This is a genomic window from Herbaspirillum camelliae, assembly GCF_001929405.1.
In the GTDB taxonomy this organism is placed as follows: Bacteria; Pseudomonadota; Gammaproteobacteria; order Burkholderiales; family Burkholderiaceae_D; genus Herbaspirillum; species Herbaspirillum seropedicae.
In genome coordinates this window covers 1,538,581-1,557,961 of sequence record NZ_KV880769.1, presented here as the reverse complement: position 1 = coordinate 1,557,961, position 19,381 = coordinate 1,538,581, and the positions used below count along the sequence as shown (strand labels likewise).

General features: G+C 65.2%; 17 protein-coding genes. 5 read left to right on the top strand and 12 right to left on the bottom strand.

All coding sequences use genetic code 11. The features are described from left to right. Positions 1 to 9 precede the first annotated feature (9 nt). The 3 genes from BGK68_RS06980 to BGK68_RS06970 all read right to left on the bottom strand — a co-directional run bounded on the left by BGK68_RS06980 (position 10) and on the right by BGK68_RS06970 (position 2,136). Positions 10 to 909: a helix-turn-helix domain-containing protein gene (locus tag BGK68_RS06980; RefSeq protein WP_075256482.1), complete on the bottom strand. Its 900-nt coding sequence runs from the start codon at positions 907 to 909 to the stop codon at positions 10 to 12. A 63-nt stretch (positions 910 to 972) separates the two neighbouring features. Next, a complete protein-coding gene (locus BGK68_RS06975) occupies positions 973 to 1,611 on the bottom strand; it encodes an FMN-binding negative transcriptional regulator (protein ID WP_075256481.1) in 639 nt (212 codons plus the stop codon). A gap of 72 nt (positions 1,612 to 1,683) precedes the next feature. Next, a complete protein-coding gene (locus BGK68_RS06970; protein WP_075256480.1) occupies positions 1,684 to 2,136 on the bottom strand; it encodes a PACE efflux transporter in 453 nt (150 codons plus the stop codon). Between the two features lie 159 nt (positions 2,137 to 2,295). On the opposite strand from BGK68_RS06970, the gene BGK68_RS06965 reads away from it, so the two are divergent. After that, a complete protein-coding gene (locus BGK68_RS06965) occupies positions 2,296 to 3,201 on the top strand; it encodes a LysR family transcriptional regulator (protein WP_075256479.1) in 906 nt (301 codons plus the stop codon). Between the two features lie 219 nt (positions 3,202 to 3,420). Here the strand turns inward: BGK68_RS06965 and BGK68_RS06960 are convergent, their stop codons facing one another. Continuing rightward, the gene (locus tag BGK68_RS06960) at positions 3,421 to 4,392 is read right to left on the bottom strand and encodes a 3-hydroxyacyl-CoA dehydrogenase NAD-binding domain-containing protein (RefSeq protein ID WP_075256478.1); all 972 of its coding nucleotides are present in this window, start codon (positions 4,390 to 4,392) and stop codon (positions 3,421 to 3,423) included. A gap of 168 nt (positions 4,393 to 4,560) precedes the next feature. On the opposite strand from BGK68_RS06960, the gene BGK68_RS27990 reads away from it, so the two are divergent. Further along, positions 4,561 to 4,719 carry a hypothetical protein gene (locus tag BGK68_RS27990; protein WP_198937169.1) on the top strand — a complete coding sequence of 53 codons (159 nt, stop codon included), beginning with the start codon at positions 4,561 to 4,563 and terminating at the stop codon, positions 4,717 to 4,719. A 13-nt stretch (positions 4,720 to 4,732) separates the two neighbouring features. Then, the gene (locus BGK68_RS06955) at positions 4,733 to 5,320 is read left to right on the top strand and encodes a disulfide bond formation protein B (protein ID WP_075256477.1); all 588 of its coding nucleotides are present in this window, start codon (positions 4,733 to 4,735) and stop codon (positions 5,318 to 5,320) included. Between the two features lie 107 nt (positions 5,321 to 5,427). On the opposite strand, the gene BGK68_RS06950 is transcribed toward BGK68_RS06955, so the two are convergent. The 5 genes from BGK68_RS06950 to BGK68_RS06930 form a co-directional block, all read right to left on the bottom strand. Then, complete coding sequence (locus tag BGK68_RS06950; RefSeq protein ID WP_075256476.1) at positions 5,428 to 6,495, bottom strand: porin; 1,068 nt, start codon at positions 6,493 to 6,495, stop codon at positions 5,428 to 5,430. Positions 6,496 to 6,654: 159 nt separating this feature from the next. Continuing rightward, positions 6,655 to 7,743 (bottom strand): ABC transporter ATP-binding protein, encoded by a 1,089-nt coding sequence (locus BGK68_RS06945; protein ID WP_075256475.1) that lies wholly within the window; start codon positions 7,741 to 7,743, stop codon positions 6,655 to 6,657. 77 nt (positions 7,744 to 7,820) lie between these two features. Beyond that, on the bottom strand, positions 7,821 to 9,632 hold the full coding sequence (locus BGK68_RS06940; RefSeq protein WP_075256474.1) for an ABC transporter permease: 1,812 nt from the start codon (positions 9,630 to 9,632) through the stop codon (positions 7,821 to 7,823). Between the two features lie 216 nt (positions 9,633 to 9,848). Continuing rightward, positions 9,849 to 10,955 (bottom strand): ABC transporter substrate-binding protein, encoded by a 1,107-nt coding sequence (locus BGK68_RS06935; RefSeq protein ID WP_075256473.1) that lies wholly within the window; start codon positions 10,953 to 10,955, stop codon positions 9,849 to 9,851. Positions 10,956 to 11,034: 79 nt separating this feature from the next. After that, positions 11,035 to 11,997 (bottom strand): Bug family tripartite tricarboxylate transporter substrate binding protein, encoded by a 963-nt coding sequence (locus tag BGK68_RS06930; RefSeq protein ID WP_075256472.1) that lies wholly within the window; start codon positions 11,995 to 11,997, stop codon positions 11,035 to 11,037. Between the two features lie 281 nt (positions 11,998 to 12,278). Here BGK68_RS06930 and BGK68_RS06925 point away from each other — a divergent pair, with 281 nt between their 5' ends. Further along, positions 12,279 to 12,953, top strand: a complete 675-nt coding sequence (locus tag BGK68_RS06925) for a response regulator (protein ID WP_075256471.1) — start codon at positions 12,279 to 12,281, stop codon at positions 12,951 to 12,953. Then, complete coding sequence (locus tag BGK68_RS06920; RefSeq protein WP_075256470.1) at positions 12,953 to 14,410, top strand: sensor histidine kinase; 1,458 nt, start codon at positions 12,953 to 12,955, stop codon at positions 14,408 to 14,410. The genes BGK68_RS06925 and BGK68_RS06920 overlap by 1 nt, the downstream gene beginning before the upstream one ends. A gap of 62 nt (positions 14,411 to 14,472) precedes the next feature. On the opposite strand, the gene BGK68_RS06915 is transcribed toward BGK68_RS06920, so the two are convergent. From BGK68_RS06915 to BGK68_RS06905, 3 genes are all read right to left on the bottom strand, one after another. Next, the gene (locus tag BGK68_RS06915; RefSeq protein WP_075256469.1) at positions 14,473 to 16,260 is read right to left on the bottom strand and encodes a methyl-accepting chemotaxis protein; all 1,788 of its coding nucleotides are present in this window, start codon (positions 16,258 to 16,260) and stop codon (positions 14,473 to 14,475) included. A 196-nt stretch (positions 16,261 to 16,456) separates the two neighbouring features. After that, complete coding sequence (locus BGK68_RS06910) at positions 16,457 to 18,085, bottom strand: HAL/PAL/TAL family ammonia-lyase (protein ID WP_075256468.1); 1,629 nt, start codon at positions 18,083 to 18,085, stop codon at positions 16,457 to 16,459. A 42-nt stretch (positions 18,086 to 18,127) separates the two neighbouring features. Beyond that, positions 18,128 to 19,381, bottom strand: coding sequence for an allantoate amidohydrolase (locus BGK68_RS06905; protein WP_075256467.1), 1,254 nt, complete (start codon positions 19,379 to 19,381; stop codon positions 18,128 to 18,130).

Here is a 19,381-nt window from a genome sequence, read left to right as displayed (position 1 = left end):
CTGATCTGCCTAGCGCAGGCGGCGTCGCCACGCGCCGGGCGTACTGCCCACCACCTGCGAGAACACCCGGCTGAAATGGCTCTGGTCGTAGAAGTCGCAGGCCAGCGCGATCTCGGCCAGCGTGAGCTGGGTGCTGCGCAGGTACTGCTGCGCCATCTCCACCCTTTGCACCATGAGCCATTGATGCGGTGTATGGCCGGTGCTGGCCTTGAAGGCGCGCAGGAAATAGCTGGCCGACATATTGCATTCACGGGCGATCTCGGGGATGGAGACATTGCCCTTGACCTTCTCCAGCAGCATCATCTTGGCGCGCTCTTCGTGCAGCCGTGACAGCGGCGCCGTACGCAAGGTGGACGCGGGTGCGCCGCCATAGCGATGCAGCAGGTGGGTGCCCAGCGCCACGCCAAGCTGATCAATGAAGAGACGGCTGTCGGGGTCCTGGTTGGCCAGCGCCGGCGTGAGCGCATAGGCCAGGTGCTGCAGCACCGGGTCATGCTGGCCGGTGACGGTGGCCAGGCCGCTGACACGGCGGCGGCGCAGCTCATCGCTGGCGGCGGCGAACCAGCACAAGGGCATTTCCACCAGCAGGAAATCGAAGGGCGCTTGCAGGTCGGCGCGATAGTCTTCGGAGAAATCGCGGGTATAGATAGCGCCGGGGGCGAACTCGAACTTGGCGCCCTGGCGGCCACGGAAGATGCTGCGGCGATGCGGGGCCAGCGAGATGCCCAGCAGGAAGCCCCGGTCAGAAGCCGGCGTGACGACCTGGGAGATTTCCTCGCCTTCGACGCGCTTGCGATAGAAGCTGAAGTCGCTGCCCTGCAGCTCCTGATCATGCTTGAGGCTGCGCGCCGAACAACCCAGCGAGTCGCTGCGCTCGGCAATGGTAGACAAAGGGGCCAGTGCAGCCATGTTGGACCTCGTTGTAGAGCGGCGCTCCCGGATGGCGGCGCCGTGGCAGGATTCTACCCGGCCTCAGGATTGCTTGCGCTGCGCCTCGGCCAGCATGGCCTGGCCCAGCGCCTCATGGCCGCGCGCCACCAGGGTGTGGCCGGCGCCCTCGATGTCACGCACTTCCTTGTTCTGGCTGAGCTTGCGCTTGCCTTCCAGGCGCGTGATCTCGATCTCGATGCCGACGATGGCCTTGAGCAGGGTATCGGTAAAGTCGGCGGGCGCGTCCGACATCTTCCAGGGCTTTTCCTCGCCGGCCTCGTGGGTGCGCGTCAGGCGCGCCACCACGCCGCGCAGGTAGCGCTCGTCGTCATGGATGGTAACGCGGCCATGGGCGTGCGCCACGCTGTAGTTCCAGGTCGGCACCTGGCGGTGCGCCTCGTGCTTGCTGGGATACCAGCTCGGCGACACATAGGCGTCGCCCGCCGAAAAGACCACCAGCACCGGGTCGCCATCGGCCAGCTCGCGCCACAGCGCATTGGCGCGCGCCACGTGCAGGTGCAGCGTACCCAGGGGGCCCTGCGCGGTGTCGAGGTGACAGGGCAGATGGTTGGCGTCCAGGCCGCTGGCGGTATGCGAGACCAGCACGCCGAAGGGATGGGCGGTGATCAGCTGGTGCAGGCTGGCGGTATCGTTGTCGGCGAAGTGGGCGGGGATGTACATGGTGGTCCTGGCGGGTGGCAGAGGGCAGAGCGCCTTATTGTAAGGGCATTGCCGCCACCAATGCCGCCGCCTTCAGCGCATCTGCGCAGCCTGGCCGGACGGGGCCGGCATGGCCGAGCTGGGCAGGCCGAAGACGCGGTCGAACAGCAGGTTGAACAGGTAGGTGTAGACCATGAAGAAGACGATCAGTCCCAGGTCCAGCACAAAGGCGTCCCACAGGCTGATGTCGAGCCACCAGGCGAACAGCGGCACCAGCATCAGCACCAGCCCGCCCTCAAAACCGATGGCATGGGCGGCGCGCCGGGCGAAGTTGCGGCCGCGCCGGGGCTGGCGCGCCTCCCAGCGTTCGAACAGGCCATTGAAGATGAAATTCCACACGAAGGCGATGGTCGAGGACGCCACGGCAGCCGCGGTAGCGTGGCCGCTGTCGTGGCCGCCCAGGACCGACAGGCCGACGGTGGTGAAGACGATGGCCAGCGCCTCGAACAGGCAGGCATAGACCAGTTTGCGTTTGAAACCTTGCATCATGAACTCCGGAAGAAGTGGCAAGCCGCAACCGCCACAAGATGTTGCTGACAGGACAAGGCGGGCTTGGGAATGGCCTCATTCTATGGTTTAATTTTTGATAGAAGAAATCAGCTTCTTTCAATTTTATTGATAGGTAAATGGATAGGTGAAAACCTCATGGCCTTCTCCAGCGACAACGTCAGGGTGTTTCTCGCGGTACTCGACAGCGGCTCCTTTTCGGCGGCGGCCCGCGAGCTGGGCCGCGTGCCCTCCTCGGTGAGCATGACCATCAGTCAGCTCGAAGCCGAGCTGGACCTGCAACTGTTCGACCGCACCGCCCGCGACGCCCGTCCCACCGACATGGCGCGTGCGCTTGAACCGGATGCGCGCCTGCTGGCCAGCACCCTGCGCCAGCTCGATGCGCACGCCCTGGCCATGCACCAGGGGCTGGAGCGCAAGCTGACCCTGGCGGTGGCGCCGGAACTGCTCTCCGTGCCCTGGGCCAAGCCGCTGGCAGTGTTGGCTCAGGAATTTCCTTCGCTGGAGGTGGAGGTGCTGTCCTCGCCGCAGGCCGACGCCATGCGCATGCTCTATGACGATACGGCGCAGCTGGCGCTGGTGTTCGAACGTCCGGCCGGCAATGATCGCGAGGCTTTCCAGGAATTCAGCAGCGAGATGCTGGTGGCGGTGATCGCGCCGGACCATCCGGCCTTGCGCCGCAAGAAGCGCAAGCTGCGCTATGAGGACCTGTACGACATCCGCCAGATCGCCGTGGCCAGCCGTGACGCGAGGGTCTCTGACCCGCGCTTCTTCCTGGCGCGCCAGATCTGGCGCACCGACAACCACCTGGCCACGCTCTCGCTGGTGCGCGAAGGGCTGGGCTGGGCCTACCTGCCGCAGAGCCTGGTGCAGGCGCAGATCGAGGCTGGCGCGCTGACGGTGATCGACTTCGACAACATCAGCAACCAGCAGCGCCAGTGGGTGGACGTGGTGTGGTGCAAGGACAGGCCGCTGGGGCTGGGAGCGCAGCGCTTCGTGGCGCTGATGCGCGAGATGGCGCCGGCGCGGCGCAAGCGCAAGTGAGGTGCGTTGACGGAAGAACATCCATCACCCCCGTTCGGACTGAGTAGGCCCGCAGGGGCGTATCGAAGACGCTACCCCGCTTGCGCCTTCGATACGCGGCTGCGCCGCTACTCGGTACGAACGGTCTATAGCGGCGCAATATCAATGTATTCACTACATCCGTTTTTATAACTTTTCTGGATCTTCCTAGTTAAGAAGAAGACCCAAGAAACTTAGTTTTCAGGGTATCACCCTGGCCCGGCTCTTGGCCGCCAGCAATTGCACCAGCAACTGGTCGCGCTCGGCGGCGATGTCGGTGGAGCTCTTGCCGGCCATCTGCTCTTCCACCCCTGCCCGCACGGTCGCCTTGAGCGCATCGGTGAGCGCGGGCGCGCCGAGGTCGGCCCACCAGCTTTCTATCGGCCCGCCCAGGTGGTCCAGCAAGTGCTGTATCCCGCCCTCCCCGCCCGACATGTGCAGGTTCAGGTAAGGCCCCATCAAGGCCCAGCGCAGGCCGGGGCCGTAGGCGATGGCCGTGTCGATGTCCTCGGTGCTGGCCACGCCCTGCTCGACCAGATGGAAGGCTTCGCGCCAGAGCGCGGCCTGCAGGCGGTTGGCGATGTGTCCCTTGACTTCCTTGCGCACGTGGATGGGCTTCTTGCCGATGGCGGTATAGAAATCCAGCGCCGTCTGCACCGCCTCCGGCGCAGTCTGCGCGCCGCCGATCACTTCCACCAGCGGGATCAGGTGCGGCGGATTGAAGGGATGACCCAGCACCACCCGCTGCGGATGACGGCAGGCTGCCTGCACCTTGCTCATCAAGAGGCCCGAGGAACTGGACGCCAGCACCACGTGCGCGGGCAATGCTGCATCCATGCGCCGGAACAGGTCGATCTTCAGGTCTTCGCGCTCGGGGCCGTTCTCTTGCACGAAGTCTGCGCCTTCCAGCGCCGCTTCGAGCTGATCGTAAAAGCGCAGGCGCTCCAGGGAGGCGTGCTCGGCCAGGCCCAGCGCCTGCAGGCTCGGCCAGTGGCGCGCGATGGCTGCGCGCAGCTTCTCTTCGGCCTGCGGCATCGGATCGACCGCGCTCACCTCCAGGCCCTGCGCCAGGAAATAAGCGGCCCAGCTGGCGCCGATGACGCCGGTGCCGACCACGGCCACGCGGGCAATCCTGTGTTCAGGCTTCCCTTTGGGGCTGACTTGTTGCTGCATTGCTGTCTCCTCGGTGGATAGAAGTGTCATGCGGGAAAGAATATCGCGAATAAGGTAGCGAATCTCGAATTATTACGATGTCTGCCAAGGTAGTTTGGCGAGGTCGCTGGGCTACGATAGCGAACAAAGCTTTCACTCTAATCGACTTCTGAACGAACGCTATTTGCCATGTTCCTGTACCTTCCCTTCATTCTCGCCTTCCTGACTGTGCTCGGTATTGCACTGGGCTGGAGAACCTTCAGCAATACGCTGTGGCTGGCCACCATGGCGGTGACCTTGTGGTGGTTCGGACGCTATGTGAGCGTGCCACCTTGGATTTCGCTTTGACCTGGAGGCAGCCGTGAACCGATCCATCGTCTTCACCCCTCGCGAGCCGGTCATGCCGGGCGGGCTCGTGCTCAATGGCCTGTGCCTGCTGGTGGTGAGCAATTGCCTGTTGGCACTGCTTTATACGGAATGGTACCTGCGGGTGCCGCCGTGTGAGCTGTGCATGCTGCAACGCACCGGCATCATCCTCACCGGGATGGGCTTCATGAAGAATCTCTGCCAGGGCGTCAAGAGCGCGCACTACGGCGTGGCGCTGCTGGGGGCCTTGCTCACGGGCCTGATCGCCCTGCGCCAGCTGTGGATGCAACCGGTGGCGGACATGCTGAGCCAGCCGGTGTGCCTGTTTGCGGCCTTGTTCGCACTGGCGGCCATCGTCATCATCGCCTGCCTGCTGGGCGTCAAGAGCGCCGAGTATCCTGGCACCCTGCTGTTGCTGCAGACCGCCGAAGCAACCGACGAAAAACATGGCGTGCCGTGGGGCCGCATCCTGGTGTGTGCGGTCTTTATCGCCACGGTCGCCGTCACCCTGTTCAGCAGCATGATCAACTGCACCACCGCCACCTGCGGTGCGAGTGTGCTGGAGCGGCTGGTCAAGCCCTGAGCACGCCGAAAAAAAACGGCGCACCGCGTCCGCAGACCGGTGCGCCGTGCAAATAACGGCTCAAGACTATCCCGGAGCAGCGCTGGCCGCCGCCCCGGCTGAAGACATCAGAAGCGGTGCTGCATGCCCAGCGTCATGCCGAACTGGCTGCTGCCATAGCCCACATCATCACGCGAGAGACCGACCAGTTGGCCGTTCTTGGCCTTGGCATAGGCCGTGCTCAGGTACAGGTCGGTGCGCTTGGACATGGCGTACTTCAGGCGCAGCGAGTACATGATGGGATCGGCGTCGTTGGCCACGTTCTTGATGTTCTGGTAGTAGATCGCGCCGATCAGGGTCATGGCCGGCGTGAACTTGTAGGCGGCGCCGCCCCAGAAGAAATCGCTGCGCAGGTCGGCAGCACCGGTGGCCAGCGACTTCTTGTAGTAGCGATAGCCGAGGTTGAACTTCCAGGCTTCGCTGGGCTGGTAGCCTGCGGCCAGGTGGGCGCTGGTGGCACGGTCGTAGGGGGTGTTGGTGGTGCTGGCGCTGTTGTTGCGGTCATAGGTGGCCACCACGCTGAACGGACCCGTGCCCCAGCCCAGGCCCACGCCGTACTTGGCGCCGTTGCGGGTCTCGCCGGCGACTTCGCCGAAGCCGTACATGGCGCCGATCTTCACGCCGCTGAACTCACCCTGGTACTTCACCAGGTTGGACACGCTGGTAGGCATGCCATCCTTGCGGTTGCCGGTCGCGCCCGCAGTAGTGGCCCACGAGTAGTTGGCGGAATAGCCCATGGGATCGAAGGGGCCGAGGAAGTCATAGGTGGTGGAGTAGGAACGGCCCGCCACCACGCGTCCGAAGCCGCCTTCCAGGCCGACGGTGGACTGGCGGTTGAAGAGCTGGTTGGCGTCGCCATCGAAGCTGCCGTTGTCGAGCTTGAAGCCGTTTTCCAGCTGGAAGAGGGCCTTCAGGCCGCCGCCCAGGTCTTCGGTGCCGCGAAAACCGATACGCGAGGTATTGGTCGCACCCGAGGTCATGCGGGTGACGCTGCCGGCGCCGTTGGGGCCGGCGTTGTTGAGGTACTCCACGCCGGTATCGACGAGGCCGTAGATGGTGACGCTGGATTGCGCCTGGGCGCTGCCGGCGGCTGCCAGGGCGGCCAGGACGGCGGCCGCGAGGTGTTTCTTTTGCACTGAGGTCTCCTTGTTGAAAGCAGAAGTTGAGCGCGCCGCGACCCGGCATGGACCGGGACGGCGTCTTCTTGGAAATGCGCCGGTGACCCGGCGCGGTAGCTGGAACGGACGGCGCAGGCCGTCCGCCCGGACTTCAGGAGCGCAGGAAGATGCGCGGAATCAGAATGCCCACAGCGACTGCTCGGGCAGGGACAGCCAGTACTCGCCCTGGTCCAGGCGCTGCGGCGCATAGGCGCGCAGGCCGACGCTGCCGGCAGGGCCGCCCTCGACCTTGAACAGGCATTCCCAGCGATCGCCCAGGTACATGCAGGTGGACAGGGGCAGGCGGATGGCGTTGTCGCTGGCCTGGCCGGAGATGCGCACCTGCTCGACGCGGATGATGCTGGTGAGCTGTTCGCCCGGACGCACATCGCTGCGCCCGCGCAGGGTCGCCACGGCGGTGCCGCCGTCGAGCTTGACGGTGACGCGCTCGCCTTCGCGGCTGACCACTTCGGCGGCCAGCTTGTTGTTGCTGCCCATGAATTCGGCGGTGAAGAGGGTATTGGGCGCCTGGTACATGCTCTGCGGCGTGCCCTGCTGTTCGATGCGGCCATTGTTGAGCAGCAGGATGCGGTCCGAAATGGCCATGGCCTCGCCCTGGTCGTGGGTCACCATCAGCGCCGACAGGCCCAGGCGCACGATCAGCTCGCGCAGGAAGGCGCGGGCTTCTTCGCGCAGCTTGGCGTCGAGGTTGGAGAGCGGCTCGTCCAGCAGGATCACCTGCGGGTTGTAGACCAGCGCGCGGGCAATGGCCACGCGCTGCTGCTGGCCGCCGGAGAGCTGGTGCGGATAGCGTTCGCCCAGATGGCCCAGGCCCAGTTGCGCGAGCACGGCCTTGACGCGGGTGGCGATCTCGCCCGAGGGCGTCTTGCGCAGCTTCAGGCCATAGGCGACGTTGTCGGCCACGGTCTTGTGCGGCCACAGCGCATAGGACTGGAACACCAGGCCCAGGTTGCGCTCTTCAGCCGGCATCTCGAAGTTGCGCGCGCCATCGAAGACGCGGCGCTGGCCGATGTCGATGGCGCCGGCCTTGGGCGATTCCAGCCCGGCCACGGCGCGCAGCAGCGTGGTCTTGCCGCTGCCGGAGGGACCCAGCAGGGCCACCACTTCGCCGCGTTGCAGCTCCATGGAGACACCCTTGAGGATGGGATTGGCGTGCGCGCCGGTACCGTAGTCCAGGTGCAGGTCGTTGACGGAAAGTTCGGTCATGATGGTTCCTTAGATGCTGTTGCTCATTGAGGCGGCGCAGGCTCTGTGCCCCGCCGCCTGCCATTCGGTTGAGAGGATCAGTCGTGCAGCTTGACGCCGAAGCGCAGCGCAATACCCAGGCCCACGGCCACCAGCGTGATGTTGATGAAGGACAGCGCCGCCACCAGTTCCACCGCGCCCGCGGCCCACATCGACACGATCATCGAGCCGATCACTTCGGTGCCGGGCGAGAGCAGGTACACGCCGGTGGAGTATTCGCGCTCGAAGATCAGGAACACCATCAGCCAGGCGCCGACCAGGCCATAACGCACCAGCGGCAGGGTGACGTCACGGGTGACGCGGGAGCGCGAAGCACCGACCGCGCGCGCCGCTTCTTCCAGTTCCGGGCCGACCTGCAAGAGGGCGGTGTTGATCAGGCGCAGGCCATAGGCCATCCACACCACCGAGTAGGCCAGCCAGACCGAGAAGATGGTCGAGCGCAGGCCGCGCAGGGCGGGGATGAAGCTGTCCACCAGCCACAGGGCGATGGGGTTGTCGATGCCCTTGAGGGCCGAATCCAGCAGCGAGGGCACGAACAGGAACACCCACAGGAAGGACAGGCCGGCCAACAGACCCGGCACCGCACGCGGCACCAGGACGCTGTAGTCGAGGAAGCGGGTCACGCCGTCCTGCTTGCGGTGCATGGCCAGGGCGATGGCGGTATAGCAGGCCACGGCCAGGGCGCCGCCGATGACGCCGATCAAGACGGTGTTGATGATGCCGCGCACCAGCGAGGGTTGGTCCCAGACGTTCAACAGGTTCTCGAAGGTCAGCACTTCCAGCAGGTTCACGCCATCACCCCAGTGCGAGACGAAGGTGCGCAGGCCGATGCCCGAGAGCGGAATGATGACGGTGAAGAGCAGCCAGCCGGCGATGAGCACAAAGGCGACCCAGCGCCACTTGCCCAGCGGCAGCGCCTTCTGGCGCGCGCCCTTGCCCTTGATGGCCACGTACTTGTTGGCCGAACGCAGCAGCCAGCGCTGCAGCATCACCAGCGGCATGGTCACCGCCACCAGGCACACGGCCACGGCGGCCATGAGGTGGTAGGAAGGCGTGCCCAGCTTGTTGGTCAGCTTGTAGAGATAGGTCGGCAGCACCAGGTGGCCTTCCGGATCGCCCAGCACCAGCACCAGGCCGAACACTTCGAAACCGAGGAAGAACACCAGCACGCCCGAATAGGCCAACGCCGGCATGATCATCGGCAGCGAGACGTTCAGCGCCACCTGCAACGGCGAAGCGCCGGCCACGCGGGCGGCTTCTTCCACATCCGAACCGAGGCTGCGCAACGCGGCCGAGGCGTACAGGTAGACGTGCGGCACGTGGGTCAGGCCGGCGATGATGACGATGCTGGTGAAGGAATAGATGTTCCAGGGATCGCCCTCGAAGCCGAACACCGACAGCAGGTTCTTGACCCAGACGGTATAGAAGCCCACCGGCCCCATCGAGACCACGTAGCCGAAGCCGATCACCATGGGCGAGACGAAGATGGGCACCATCAGCGCGGGCGCGATGAAGCTGCGGCCCGGCAGGTCGGTACGCACCATCAGGAAGGCCAGCATGCCGCCCAGCGGCACGGCGATCAGGGCCAGGCCGGTGGCCAGGGTCAGGCCGTTGACGAAGGCCTGGCGGAAGTCCGGATCGTCGAAGATGAAACGGTAGGAATCAAAGGTCAGCTCCTTGACCGGCGCGAAGAAGGGCGCGGAGAGGAAGCTTTGATAGAAGATCAGCAGCAGCGGCACGAAGATGGCCAGGGCCGCCAGCAGCACGACCAGTCCGCGCGGCCAGTTCAGCCGGAAACGACGGGCCGGCAGGGCTTGCTCGCTGCGCGGTAGGGTGGTGGTGGTTTGCATGTTGCGCCTCATGAGTGGGCAGATGGATCAGGACTGACGGGACGACGCCGCCGCGCCGTCCACGGAGGCGGCCAAGGCCGCACTCCGCAAAGCGATGACACAAACTAATGAACGAACCTCCCGTTCGGACTGAGTAGACCAGCAGGGTCGTATCGAAGGCGTGACGGCCTCTGATCTCCGGGCTACCCGATCCGCGACGGAAACGATCTAAATGATTTACTTCTTGGTGGCTTCCTTCCACTGCTTCAGGAAGTCCAGGCGCTTCTTCTGGTCCAGGTATTCCAGCAGCTCGGTGGACACCGGCATGGGCTTCAGGGCCGCGCCCAGTTGCTTGGTCAGTTCGGCCGAGGTGGTGGTGCCGGTCACATCGCTGCGGATGGCGAAGAGCTGCGCATCGTTGGCAATGATGGTCTGGCCGCGCTTGGAGAGGATGTAGTCCAACCACAGCTTGGCGGCATTGGTGTTCTTGCCGGCCTTGTTGATGAAGATCACGCGCGAGAGCACCAGGTTGTAATCCTTGGTAAAGGCCACGCCGATGGACGGGTCCTTCTTGGCGCGCACCAGGGCGTAGGGGCCGAGGATGTTGTAGCCGATCAGGTTTTCTCCGGAGGAGATGCGCTCGAGCATGGTGCCGGTGGAAGACTGCACCCGCGCGGCCACGCCGCCCATGGCCTTGGCGAAGTCCCAGAATTGCGGGTTGTACTTCAGGTCATAGGTCATGAGGCTGAAGCCCACGCCGGATTTCTCGATGTCGTAGGTGGTGACCTTGTTCTTGAACTTGTCCTGCTTGCTGGTCAGCAGGCGGGTGAATTCGGCATGGCTGGTCGGCACTTCGGACTCGGCCACCAGGCGCTTGTTGTAGACGATGGCAGCGGGCTCGAAGGTGGTGCCATAGGCGGTGTCCTTCCAGTTGGCCCATCCGGGCAGGGCGGCGGCCTCGGGCGACTTGTAGGGCAGCGCATAGCCTTCGGCGGCCAGCTTGACCTGCAGGTCCATCGAGGCCGACCACATCACGTCGGCGGTGGCACCGCCGGCGGCGGCTTCGGAGATGAAGCGGTTGTAGACCTCGGTGGAGTTCATGTCGTTGTACTCGACCTTGACGGCCGGGTACAGCGCGCTGAAGTCCTTGATCAGCGCCTCAGCGGCCTTGGAGTCGGTGGTGCTGTAGATCACGACCTTGCCTTCCTTCTTGGCCCCTTCGATGACCTTGGCGTAATCGGCCGGATAGCCAGCGGGGGTGTCAGCATGGGCGACACCGCTGAAAGTGACGGGCAAAGCGAGGGCCAGGCCGAGCGCGAAGCTCAGGCGACGTTTGTGCAACATGGGTTCTCCTTGATGATGATGAGGGCTTGGGGCTGGCCGGGCTGCAGAGCACGCCTGTCGGCGTGTGCGGCCCAGCGGATCAGCGCACCAGGCCCAGCTCCTGGGACTGCTTGCGGTACTGCGTGACGGTCTGGTTGATGTACTGCGACAACTGGCTGCCGGTCATGGCGAATGGCTGCAATCCGGACGTGCTGCGCTGGGCCAGGAACACCGGATCGGCCATCATCCGGTCGAAATAGCGCACCCAGCGCTGGTAGTCGGCCTCGGGAACATGCGGGCTCATGTAGAAGCCGCGGATGATGGGCCAGACCACCTCATACCCTTGTTCGCGCGCCGTCGGCACGGCTTGCAGCGGGCCGGGCAGGCGCTGTTCGGACAGCACCGCCAGCACCCGGACCTTGCCCTCGGCCATGAAGTAGGCGGCCTCCGAGGCGTCCCCCGAGATCACCTGCACATGGCCGGCCTGCAAGGCCGCAAACGAATCGCCGCCCCCCTCCAGCGCGACGAAACGGAACTGGCGCGGCACGATGCCGGCGCGCTGCCCCAACAGCGCCATCTTCAGCCAGTCCTGGCTGCCCACCGTGCCGGACAGGCCGATGGTGACGGCCGACGGATCACGACGGATGGCTTGCAGCAATTGCTTCAGGTTGTGCCAGGGTGCATCGCTGCGTACCGCAATCATGCCGTGATCGATACCGATGCCGGCCACCCAGCGCACATCCTCGGGAACAGCCTTGCCATACTTGCCCTGCGCCAGTCCCAACAGCGATCCGCCGGAAAAGGCCACCAACGTGTCGGGTCCGCCACGGCGCTGCGAGACCACCGAACTCCAGGCCACCGCACCGATGCCGCCGGGCAGGTAGTTCAGCTTGAGCGAACGCGGCTCGCCCTCTTCCTGCATGACCCGTTGCAACAGCTTGCAGGAGGCGTCCATGCCGCCGCCCGGCTTGGCCGGCACGATGCATTCGGCCGCCAGCGCGCACGGGCCCAGGCACGCCAGCAGGCATGCGGCCAACAGGCTGCGCCAACGCGAGGCCAGCATGGCGCTCAGGACAGGCAAGAAAACGGTACCGAGGGAATGAGGGTCATGATGCGTCTCCTACGTGATTTTTTTAATATGGGCGCATCGTACAAGAAAAGCCTTTCAGCCGGCTTTCAGCCAAGCTTTCCATGTCGGATCGCTGCTACGCAGTTTCCGCAGTTGGCGCAGTTGCCACCCTTGCCGACTTTGCCAGCCGTGGGCGCTTCAAAGCGCGCGGCCCATCTGTTAGCATCCGCGCTGGAGACCAAGGCAACACCCTGACAACGACAAAAGGCCGCAACATGCGCATCCTGCTGGTCGAAGACCATATCGAACTTTCCCGCTGGCTGGCCAAGGCCATGCGCGACGCCCACCTGACGGTGGAGTGCGCGCACAACGGCGCTGATGCCGACAGCCTGCTGCTCACGCAAGACTACGCGCTGGTGATCCTGGACCTGACCCTGCCGCGCATGGATGGCATGGAAGTCTTGAAGCGCATGCGCGCGCGCGGCAACCGCACGCCGGTGTTGATCCTCACCGCCCGCGGCGGCCTGGCCGACCGCGTCAGCGGCCTGAACATGGGGGCCGATGACTACCTGGCCAAACCCTTCGAGCTGGAAGAGCTGGAAGCCCGTGTAAAAGCCTTGCTGCGCCGCTCGCAAAACAATGAAGCGGTCACCATCAGCTGCGGCGCACTGAGTTTCGATACCGTCTCGCGCACTTTCACCTATGGCGGGGAACTGCTGGCGCTCACGCCCCGCGAGCATGCAGTGCTGGAAGCGCTGATCGTGCGCCAGGGCCATACGGTCCCCAAGGAAAAACTGTTCCAGCAGGTCTTTACCCTGGAAGACAACGCCAGCATGGACGCCATCGAAATCTACATCCACCGCCTGCGCAAGAAGCTGGAACACGAAGGCCCTGGACGGGTGGGCATCACCACCCTGCGCGGCCTGGGCTATCTGCTGCAAGCGACGTGATGGCGAGCACGCCGCGCCGCCTGGGCAGCCTGCGCAGCCAGCTGGTGCGCTGGCTGCTCATTCCGCTGACCCTGCTGGTGGCGCTGGATGCGGTCTCGGTCTACTACAACGCGCTGGAAGTGGCCGACCTGGCCTATGACCGTTCGCTGCTGGCCTCCACCCGCGCGCTGGCCGAGCGGGTCTCGGTGGTCGATGGCCACGTCACGGCCGATGTGCCCTACGTGGCGCTGGACAGCTTCGAGACCGACAACCTGGGCCGCATCTACTACAAGGTCACTGGCCTGAACGGCGAGCTGGTGTCCGGCTACGACGACCTGCCGCCGGTGCCGCCCGATGTCAAGCGCTCGGAAGTCTATCCGGCCCTGGTGCGCTTCTACCAGGCCGACTATCACGACCAGCCGGTGCGCATCGCTGCGCTCTTGCAACCGGTGTATGACGACAGCATCCGTGGCATCGCCTTGATCCAGGTCGGCGAGACCATGGAAGGGCGCAATGGCATGACCCGCAAGATCCTGTTCGATACGCTCTGGCGGCAAGGCACGCTGGTGACGGTGGCGGCCTTGCTGGTGTGGTTCGCGGTGCGCTTCGTGCTGCGTCCGCTGATGCAGTTGAAGGGCGAGGTGGAGTCACGCGCGCCGACCGACCTGTCCGGTTTCGATACGGCGCTGGTGCACAAGGAAATGCGTCCGCTGGTGCAGGCCATGAATGGCTACATGGGGCGGCTGCAAGCCTTGATCAGCGCGCAGCGGCGCTTCATCGCCGACGCCTCGCACCAGCTGCGCACGCCGCTGACGGTATTGAAGACGCAATCCGAACTGACCCTGCGCGAGCTGCGCCGCGAGCAGGTAGATGCTGCCGAACTGCGCGACCTGGTCGAGGGCATGGCGCGCACCACCGACGCCGCCGTGCATCTGGCCAACCGCCTGCTCACGCTGGCGCGCGCCGAACATGGCGCAGCCGAAGGCGGGACCATGCCGCTCTCGCTCACCGATGCGGCGCGCCAGGTGGCGCTGGAGCTGTCGCAGCAGGCAGTCTCGCGCGAGATCGGACTGGCCTTCGAGGAAGAGGGAGACATCAGCATCCAGGCCAATGCGCTGCTGCTGCATGAACTGATGGTGAACCTGCTGGACAATGCGATCCGCTATACCCCGGCTGGCGGACAGGTGACCTTGCGGGTGCGCGCCCAGAGCCATCCGGGACAGCCCACCGTGGCATTGCTGGAGGTGGAAGACAACGGCCCCGGCATCCCCGCGGCCGAACGCGAAAAGGTGTTCGAGCCCTTCTACCGGGCCGGTGCGACCCAGCACGTCAATCCGGGCGGCACCGGCCTGGGCTTGTCCATCGTGCGCGAGATCGCCGCCATGCACCGGGCCAGCGTCACGCTGGATGCGCCGGAGCAGGGATCAGGACTGGTGGTGAGAATCGTCTTTCAAGGTGTGGTGCAGTTGCGGGTATGACGGGATGACGGGATGACGGAGATGAGCTCGCGGCGCTGCGGCGAGCTCATCCCCTGGCGGCCTCAGAACTGTTCCCAATCCCCATCGTCCGCAGCCATGGCCTTGCTGCCGGCCTTGGCGCTGGCTGGCGCGGCTGGCTTGGCCGGCAGCGCCTTGGGCGTAGTGGAAGCCGCGGAAGCCGGGGCGGCCGAGGAAGCCAGGACAGCGGCAGGCTTGGACGGCGCGGTGCGCACGGTAGCGGCTGCTGCCGGCCTGGACGCAGCCGGTGCAGGCTTGCGCGGCGCGGCTGCGCGCGGGGTGTCGTGGCTGCTGAGCTTGAAGACGCTGACGGTTGCGGACAGGCGCGTCGATTGTTCCTGCAGCGATTGCGCTGCCGCAGCGGCCTCTTCGACCAGGGCAGCGTTCTGCTGCGTCACCTGATCCATCTGCGTGATGGCGTGGTTGATCTGCTCGATGCCATCGCTCTGTTCGTTGCTGGCCGCCGAAATCTCGGCCACCACATCGGTGACGCGCCGCACGCTGGCCACCACTTCGGTCATGGTCGCACCGGCCTGTTCCACCAGGCGGCTGCCATTGTCCACGCGGCTGACCGAATCATCGATGAGGGCCTTGATCTCCTTGGCGGCCGAGGCGCTGCGCTGGGCCAGCGTACGTACTTCGGAGGCCACCACCGCGAAACCGCGCCCCTGTTCACCGGCGCGCGCTGCTTCCACGGCGGCGTTCAGGGCCAGGATATTGGTCTGGAAGGCAATGCCGTCGATGACGCTGATGATGTCCACGATCTTGCGCGAAGCGTCGTTGATCTCTCCCATGGTCTGCACCACCTGCCCCACCACGCTGCCGCCCTGCACCGCCACTTCCGAAGCGGTGGCGGCGAGGCTGTTGGCCTGGCGGGCGTTGTCGGCGTTCTGCTTGACGGTGGAGGTCAGCTCTTCCATGGCCGAGGCGGTTTCTTCCAGCGCGCCGGCCTGTTCTTCGGTGCGCGACGACAGGTCGAGGTTGCCGCTGGCAATCTCGGCCGAGGCGGTATTGATGGTATCGCTGCCCTGGCGTACTTCGCTGACGATGCGGTGCAGGCTGTCATTCATGGACTTGAGGGCGGCCAGGAGCGCACCGGTCTCATCCTTGGAAGTCGCGCCGATCTGCACGGTCAGGTCGCCCGCCGCGACGGCGCTGGCCACACTGACGGCCTCATTGAGCGGACGGGTGATGGAGCGCGTGACCAGCCAGGCGGCGATGACGCACAAGGCGATGGCCACGGCCGACAGGCCCAGCATCATGGCAATGGCGGACTGGGTGGTATCGCGGCCTTCGGCCACGCTCTGCTCCATCAGCGATTTCTGGAAGGCCACGAACTGGTCGAGCACCTGGAAATACTTGTCCTGTGCCGGGATCACCTGGGTAAACAGCAGCTCGGTGGCCTCGTCCTTCTTCTGCTGCTTGATCAGCTCGCGCAGTTTGTCGCGCGGCGTATTGTAGGCTGTGCGCGCCTCCTGGATGGCCTGGAACAGTTCGCGACCACGCGCGGTCGACAATATCTTCTCCATCTTGCCCAGCGCCTCGGTAGTCTTGGCGCTGTTGGCGGCGCTGCGGTCGAGGTAGCGGGTCGCCTCTTCCAGGTTGCGGCCCAGCAGGGCGTTACGCAGGTTGCGCGCCGCGCCATTGACGTTGTCGCGGATTTCCACGGCCAGGGCAATCTTCTCGTAGCGGTCTTCCACTATCAGCGCAGAGGACTTGCTGATGCTGGAGAGGCTTTTCATCCCCACGCCGGTGATCAGACACATCACCCCAATCAATACCGCAAAGCAGACCGCCAGCCTTACGCTGATCTTGATGTCCTTGAGTTTCATTGCATTTCCCCCGGTTGAAATAGAAATAGTTGGCCAGTAGTGTCCTCTTCCCTGCGGGCCGTTGGTATCAGGCATATCCTGATGCCCGGCAGCAACATGACCAGGCAAAACAAAACCGCCGCCCAGCAAATGCTGAACGGCGGTTTTTGGAGTGGACTTTAGTTTTTGTTAACCGAAAATCACTGCATGAGAAAATTCAGACGAATTCCCCTATCGCAGCGAGCACGGCATTGCGCACCGACCCGCTGACCACGAAGCCATGCGCGGCCTGCACGTCGTCATGGAACCAGCGGTCGCCGTCCAGGCAGGCCGGGATCTGGCGGCGGATCTCTGCATAGGCGGCCTGGGTGCCCTGCCCCAGCACGAAGTCCTTGAGCAGCGCTTCGGTCATGGTCAGCGCCTGCGCGGCCAGCAGCATTTCCACACCGACGATGTACTGGGTGTTCTGCACCACCGTCATGGCCTTGCGGGCGCACCAGGTGGAGTTGGAGACGTGGTCTTCGCTATTGCCCTTGGAGGGGATGCTGTCGACGCTGCCCGGCATGCACAGGGTGCGGTTTTCCATCACCAGCGAACTCATGGAGCACTGCACCACCGGGTAACCGGTGTTGACCCCGCGCACGCCGCTCATCAGGTTGCGCGGCAGGCCCCACGACAGTGTGGGGTCGATCAGGCGCGCAATGCGGCGCTCGCAGATGCTGCCGAGATCGGTGATGGCCATGGCCAGCAGGTCCATGGCCTGGGCCAGGTACTGGCCGTGGAAGTTGCCGCCGGAAATGATTTCGAAACCGTCGCCCTCTTCCTTGTGGAAGATCAGCGGATTGTCGGTGGCGGAGTTGGTCTCCTTCTCGATGATGGTGTCGATATAGTCCAGCGCATCGAAGACCGGGCCATACACCTGCGGCGCGCAACGCAGCGAATAGACGTCCTGGATGCGGGCGGTATAGGGGATATCGGTGCGGCGCAGCTCATCGGGCAGCTGCACGGCGCGCGCTGCATGGGTGGTGCGGGTGGAGCCCTTCAAGAGCGTACGGATCACCTCGGCGGTCTTGATCTGTCCCGCATGCGGACGCGCCTGCTGGATGCGCGGATCGAAGGCCGACATCTCGGCGCGCATCGCTTCCAGCGTCAGGCCCAGCGACAGGCAAGCGTCGGTCAGCAGGTGGCGGGCGTCATGCGCGGCCAGGATGGCCACGGCCAGCGAGGCCGTGCAACCGTTGATGAGGGCCGAGGCGTCCTTGGCCTTGAGGTCGAACTTCACCGGGCCGATGCCGGCCTCTTCGATGGCCTGTGTGGCGCGCATGCGCTGGCCCTGGTACATCACCTCGGCCTCGTCGAAGCCAGCGATGGCGGCCGCCAGATAGGCCAGCGGCGCGAGGTCGCCGGAAGCGCCCACCGAGCCCTTCTGCGGCATGATGGGGTGGATGCCGGCATTGATGAAGGCCAACAGGCGGTCCACCACTTCCACACGCGGGGCCGAGTAGTTCGAGGCGAAGGCGTTGGCCCGCAGGAGCATGGTGGCGCGGCTGACTTCCTCGGAGAAAGGCTCGCCGATGCCGGCGCTGTGGGCGCGGATCAGCTGGGTCTGGAACAGCTCGATGTGCTCGACCTTGATGCGGGTGTCCTTCAACAGGCCCACGCCGGTGTTGAAGCTGTACATCATGGGCGCTTCATCGTGCATCCAGGTGCTTTCGATGTAGTCGCGGCTTTGCTTCAAGGCGGCACGGGAAGAATCGGCCAGCGCGACCTTCAGGTGCGGGGCGCGGGCCACGCTGACGACTTGCGCGGCGGTGAGGTTGAATCCGTCGATGGTAATGGTAGACATAAGGGAGGCTCGATCTTGACTGGGTGAACCTGGGCGCAGGGCTCAGGGCTGGAACTGCTCGACCAGGTGGCTGAAGACCTGGGCCGCGATGGCGGCGTCGGCTTCGGTCATGGTCTCGTCGGGGTGGTGGCTGATGCCGCCGTTGCCGCAGCGCACGAACAGCATGGCCACGCCGGTCAGGCCGGCCAGGGCCATGGCGTCGTGGCCCGCGCCGGAGGGCAGGTGGCGCACCGGCCAGCCAGCTGCGGCAATGGACTGCGCCAGCGCGGCCTGAAGGTGCGGCGCGCACGGCACGCTGGCGGCCTCATGGGTCTGGCGCAATGCGACCTGCACCTGGCGGCGCGCGGCGATGCGCTCGATCTCGGCCTTGACGTCGGCCACCGCGGCCAGGCGGTCGCCATCGTCCTCGGCGCGGATGTCGATGGAAAAGCTGGCCAGTCCCGGCACCACATTGGCCGCGCCCTGCACCACCTCCAAGAGGCCCATGGTGCCCACCAGCCCCGGCTTGATGCTGCAACGGCGTTCGATGTAGAGGCCGATCTCGGCGGCGGCCATGGCGGCGTCGCGGCGCAGGTGCATGGGCACGGTGCCGGCATGGCCGGCCAGGCCATGCACCTCGGCCATGAAGCGGCTGGCGCCGGAGATGGCGGTGACCACGCCCACCGGCAGGTCTTCATTGAGCAGCAAGGGACCTTGCTCGATATGCACTTCCACGAAGGCCACCATGGAACCGGGCTGCCAGGCATCGGCGGCAATCCCCTCAGGGTCCAGCCCGGCGGCGCGGATGGCCGCGCGCATGGTGACGCCGTCGCTGTCGCGGTTCTCCAGCACCGCCTGGTCGAAGGTGCCGGCCACGGTGCGGCTGCCCAGGAGCGTGGCCTTGAAGCGCACGCCCTCTTCCTCGGCAAAGCCGATCACCTCGATGGGAAAGGCAAAGCGCTGGCCCTGGCGATGCCAGCGGGCAATACAGGCCAGGGGCAGGACGACGCCCAGGTTGCCGTCATACCAGCCGCCATTGCGCACCGTGTCGAAGTGCGAACCGGTGACGAAGGCGGGGGCGCTTTCATGGCCGGGCGCGGCTTCGTAGCGGCCGATGACATTGCCGGCGTTGTCGCGCCGCACACGCATGCCGGCCTCTTCCATCCAGCGCGCCAGCGCGGCGGCGGCGGCCTGGTGCTGGGGGGTCAGGTAGGTCCGGGTCAGCATGCCGGGGCTTTCGGTGTGCTGGGCCAATTGCTCCGCCCACTGCATGGCCTGGCGGCCAGCCTGCTGGAACGGCTCTGGAACGGCTTTCAT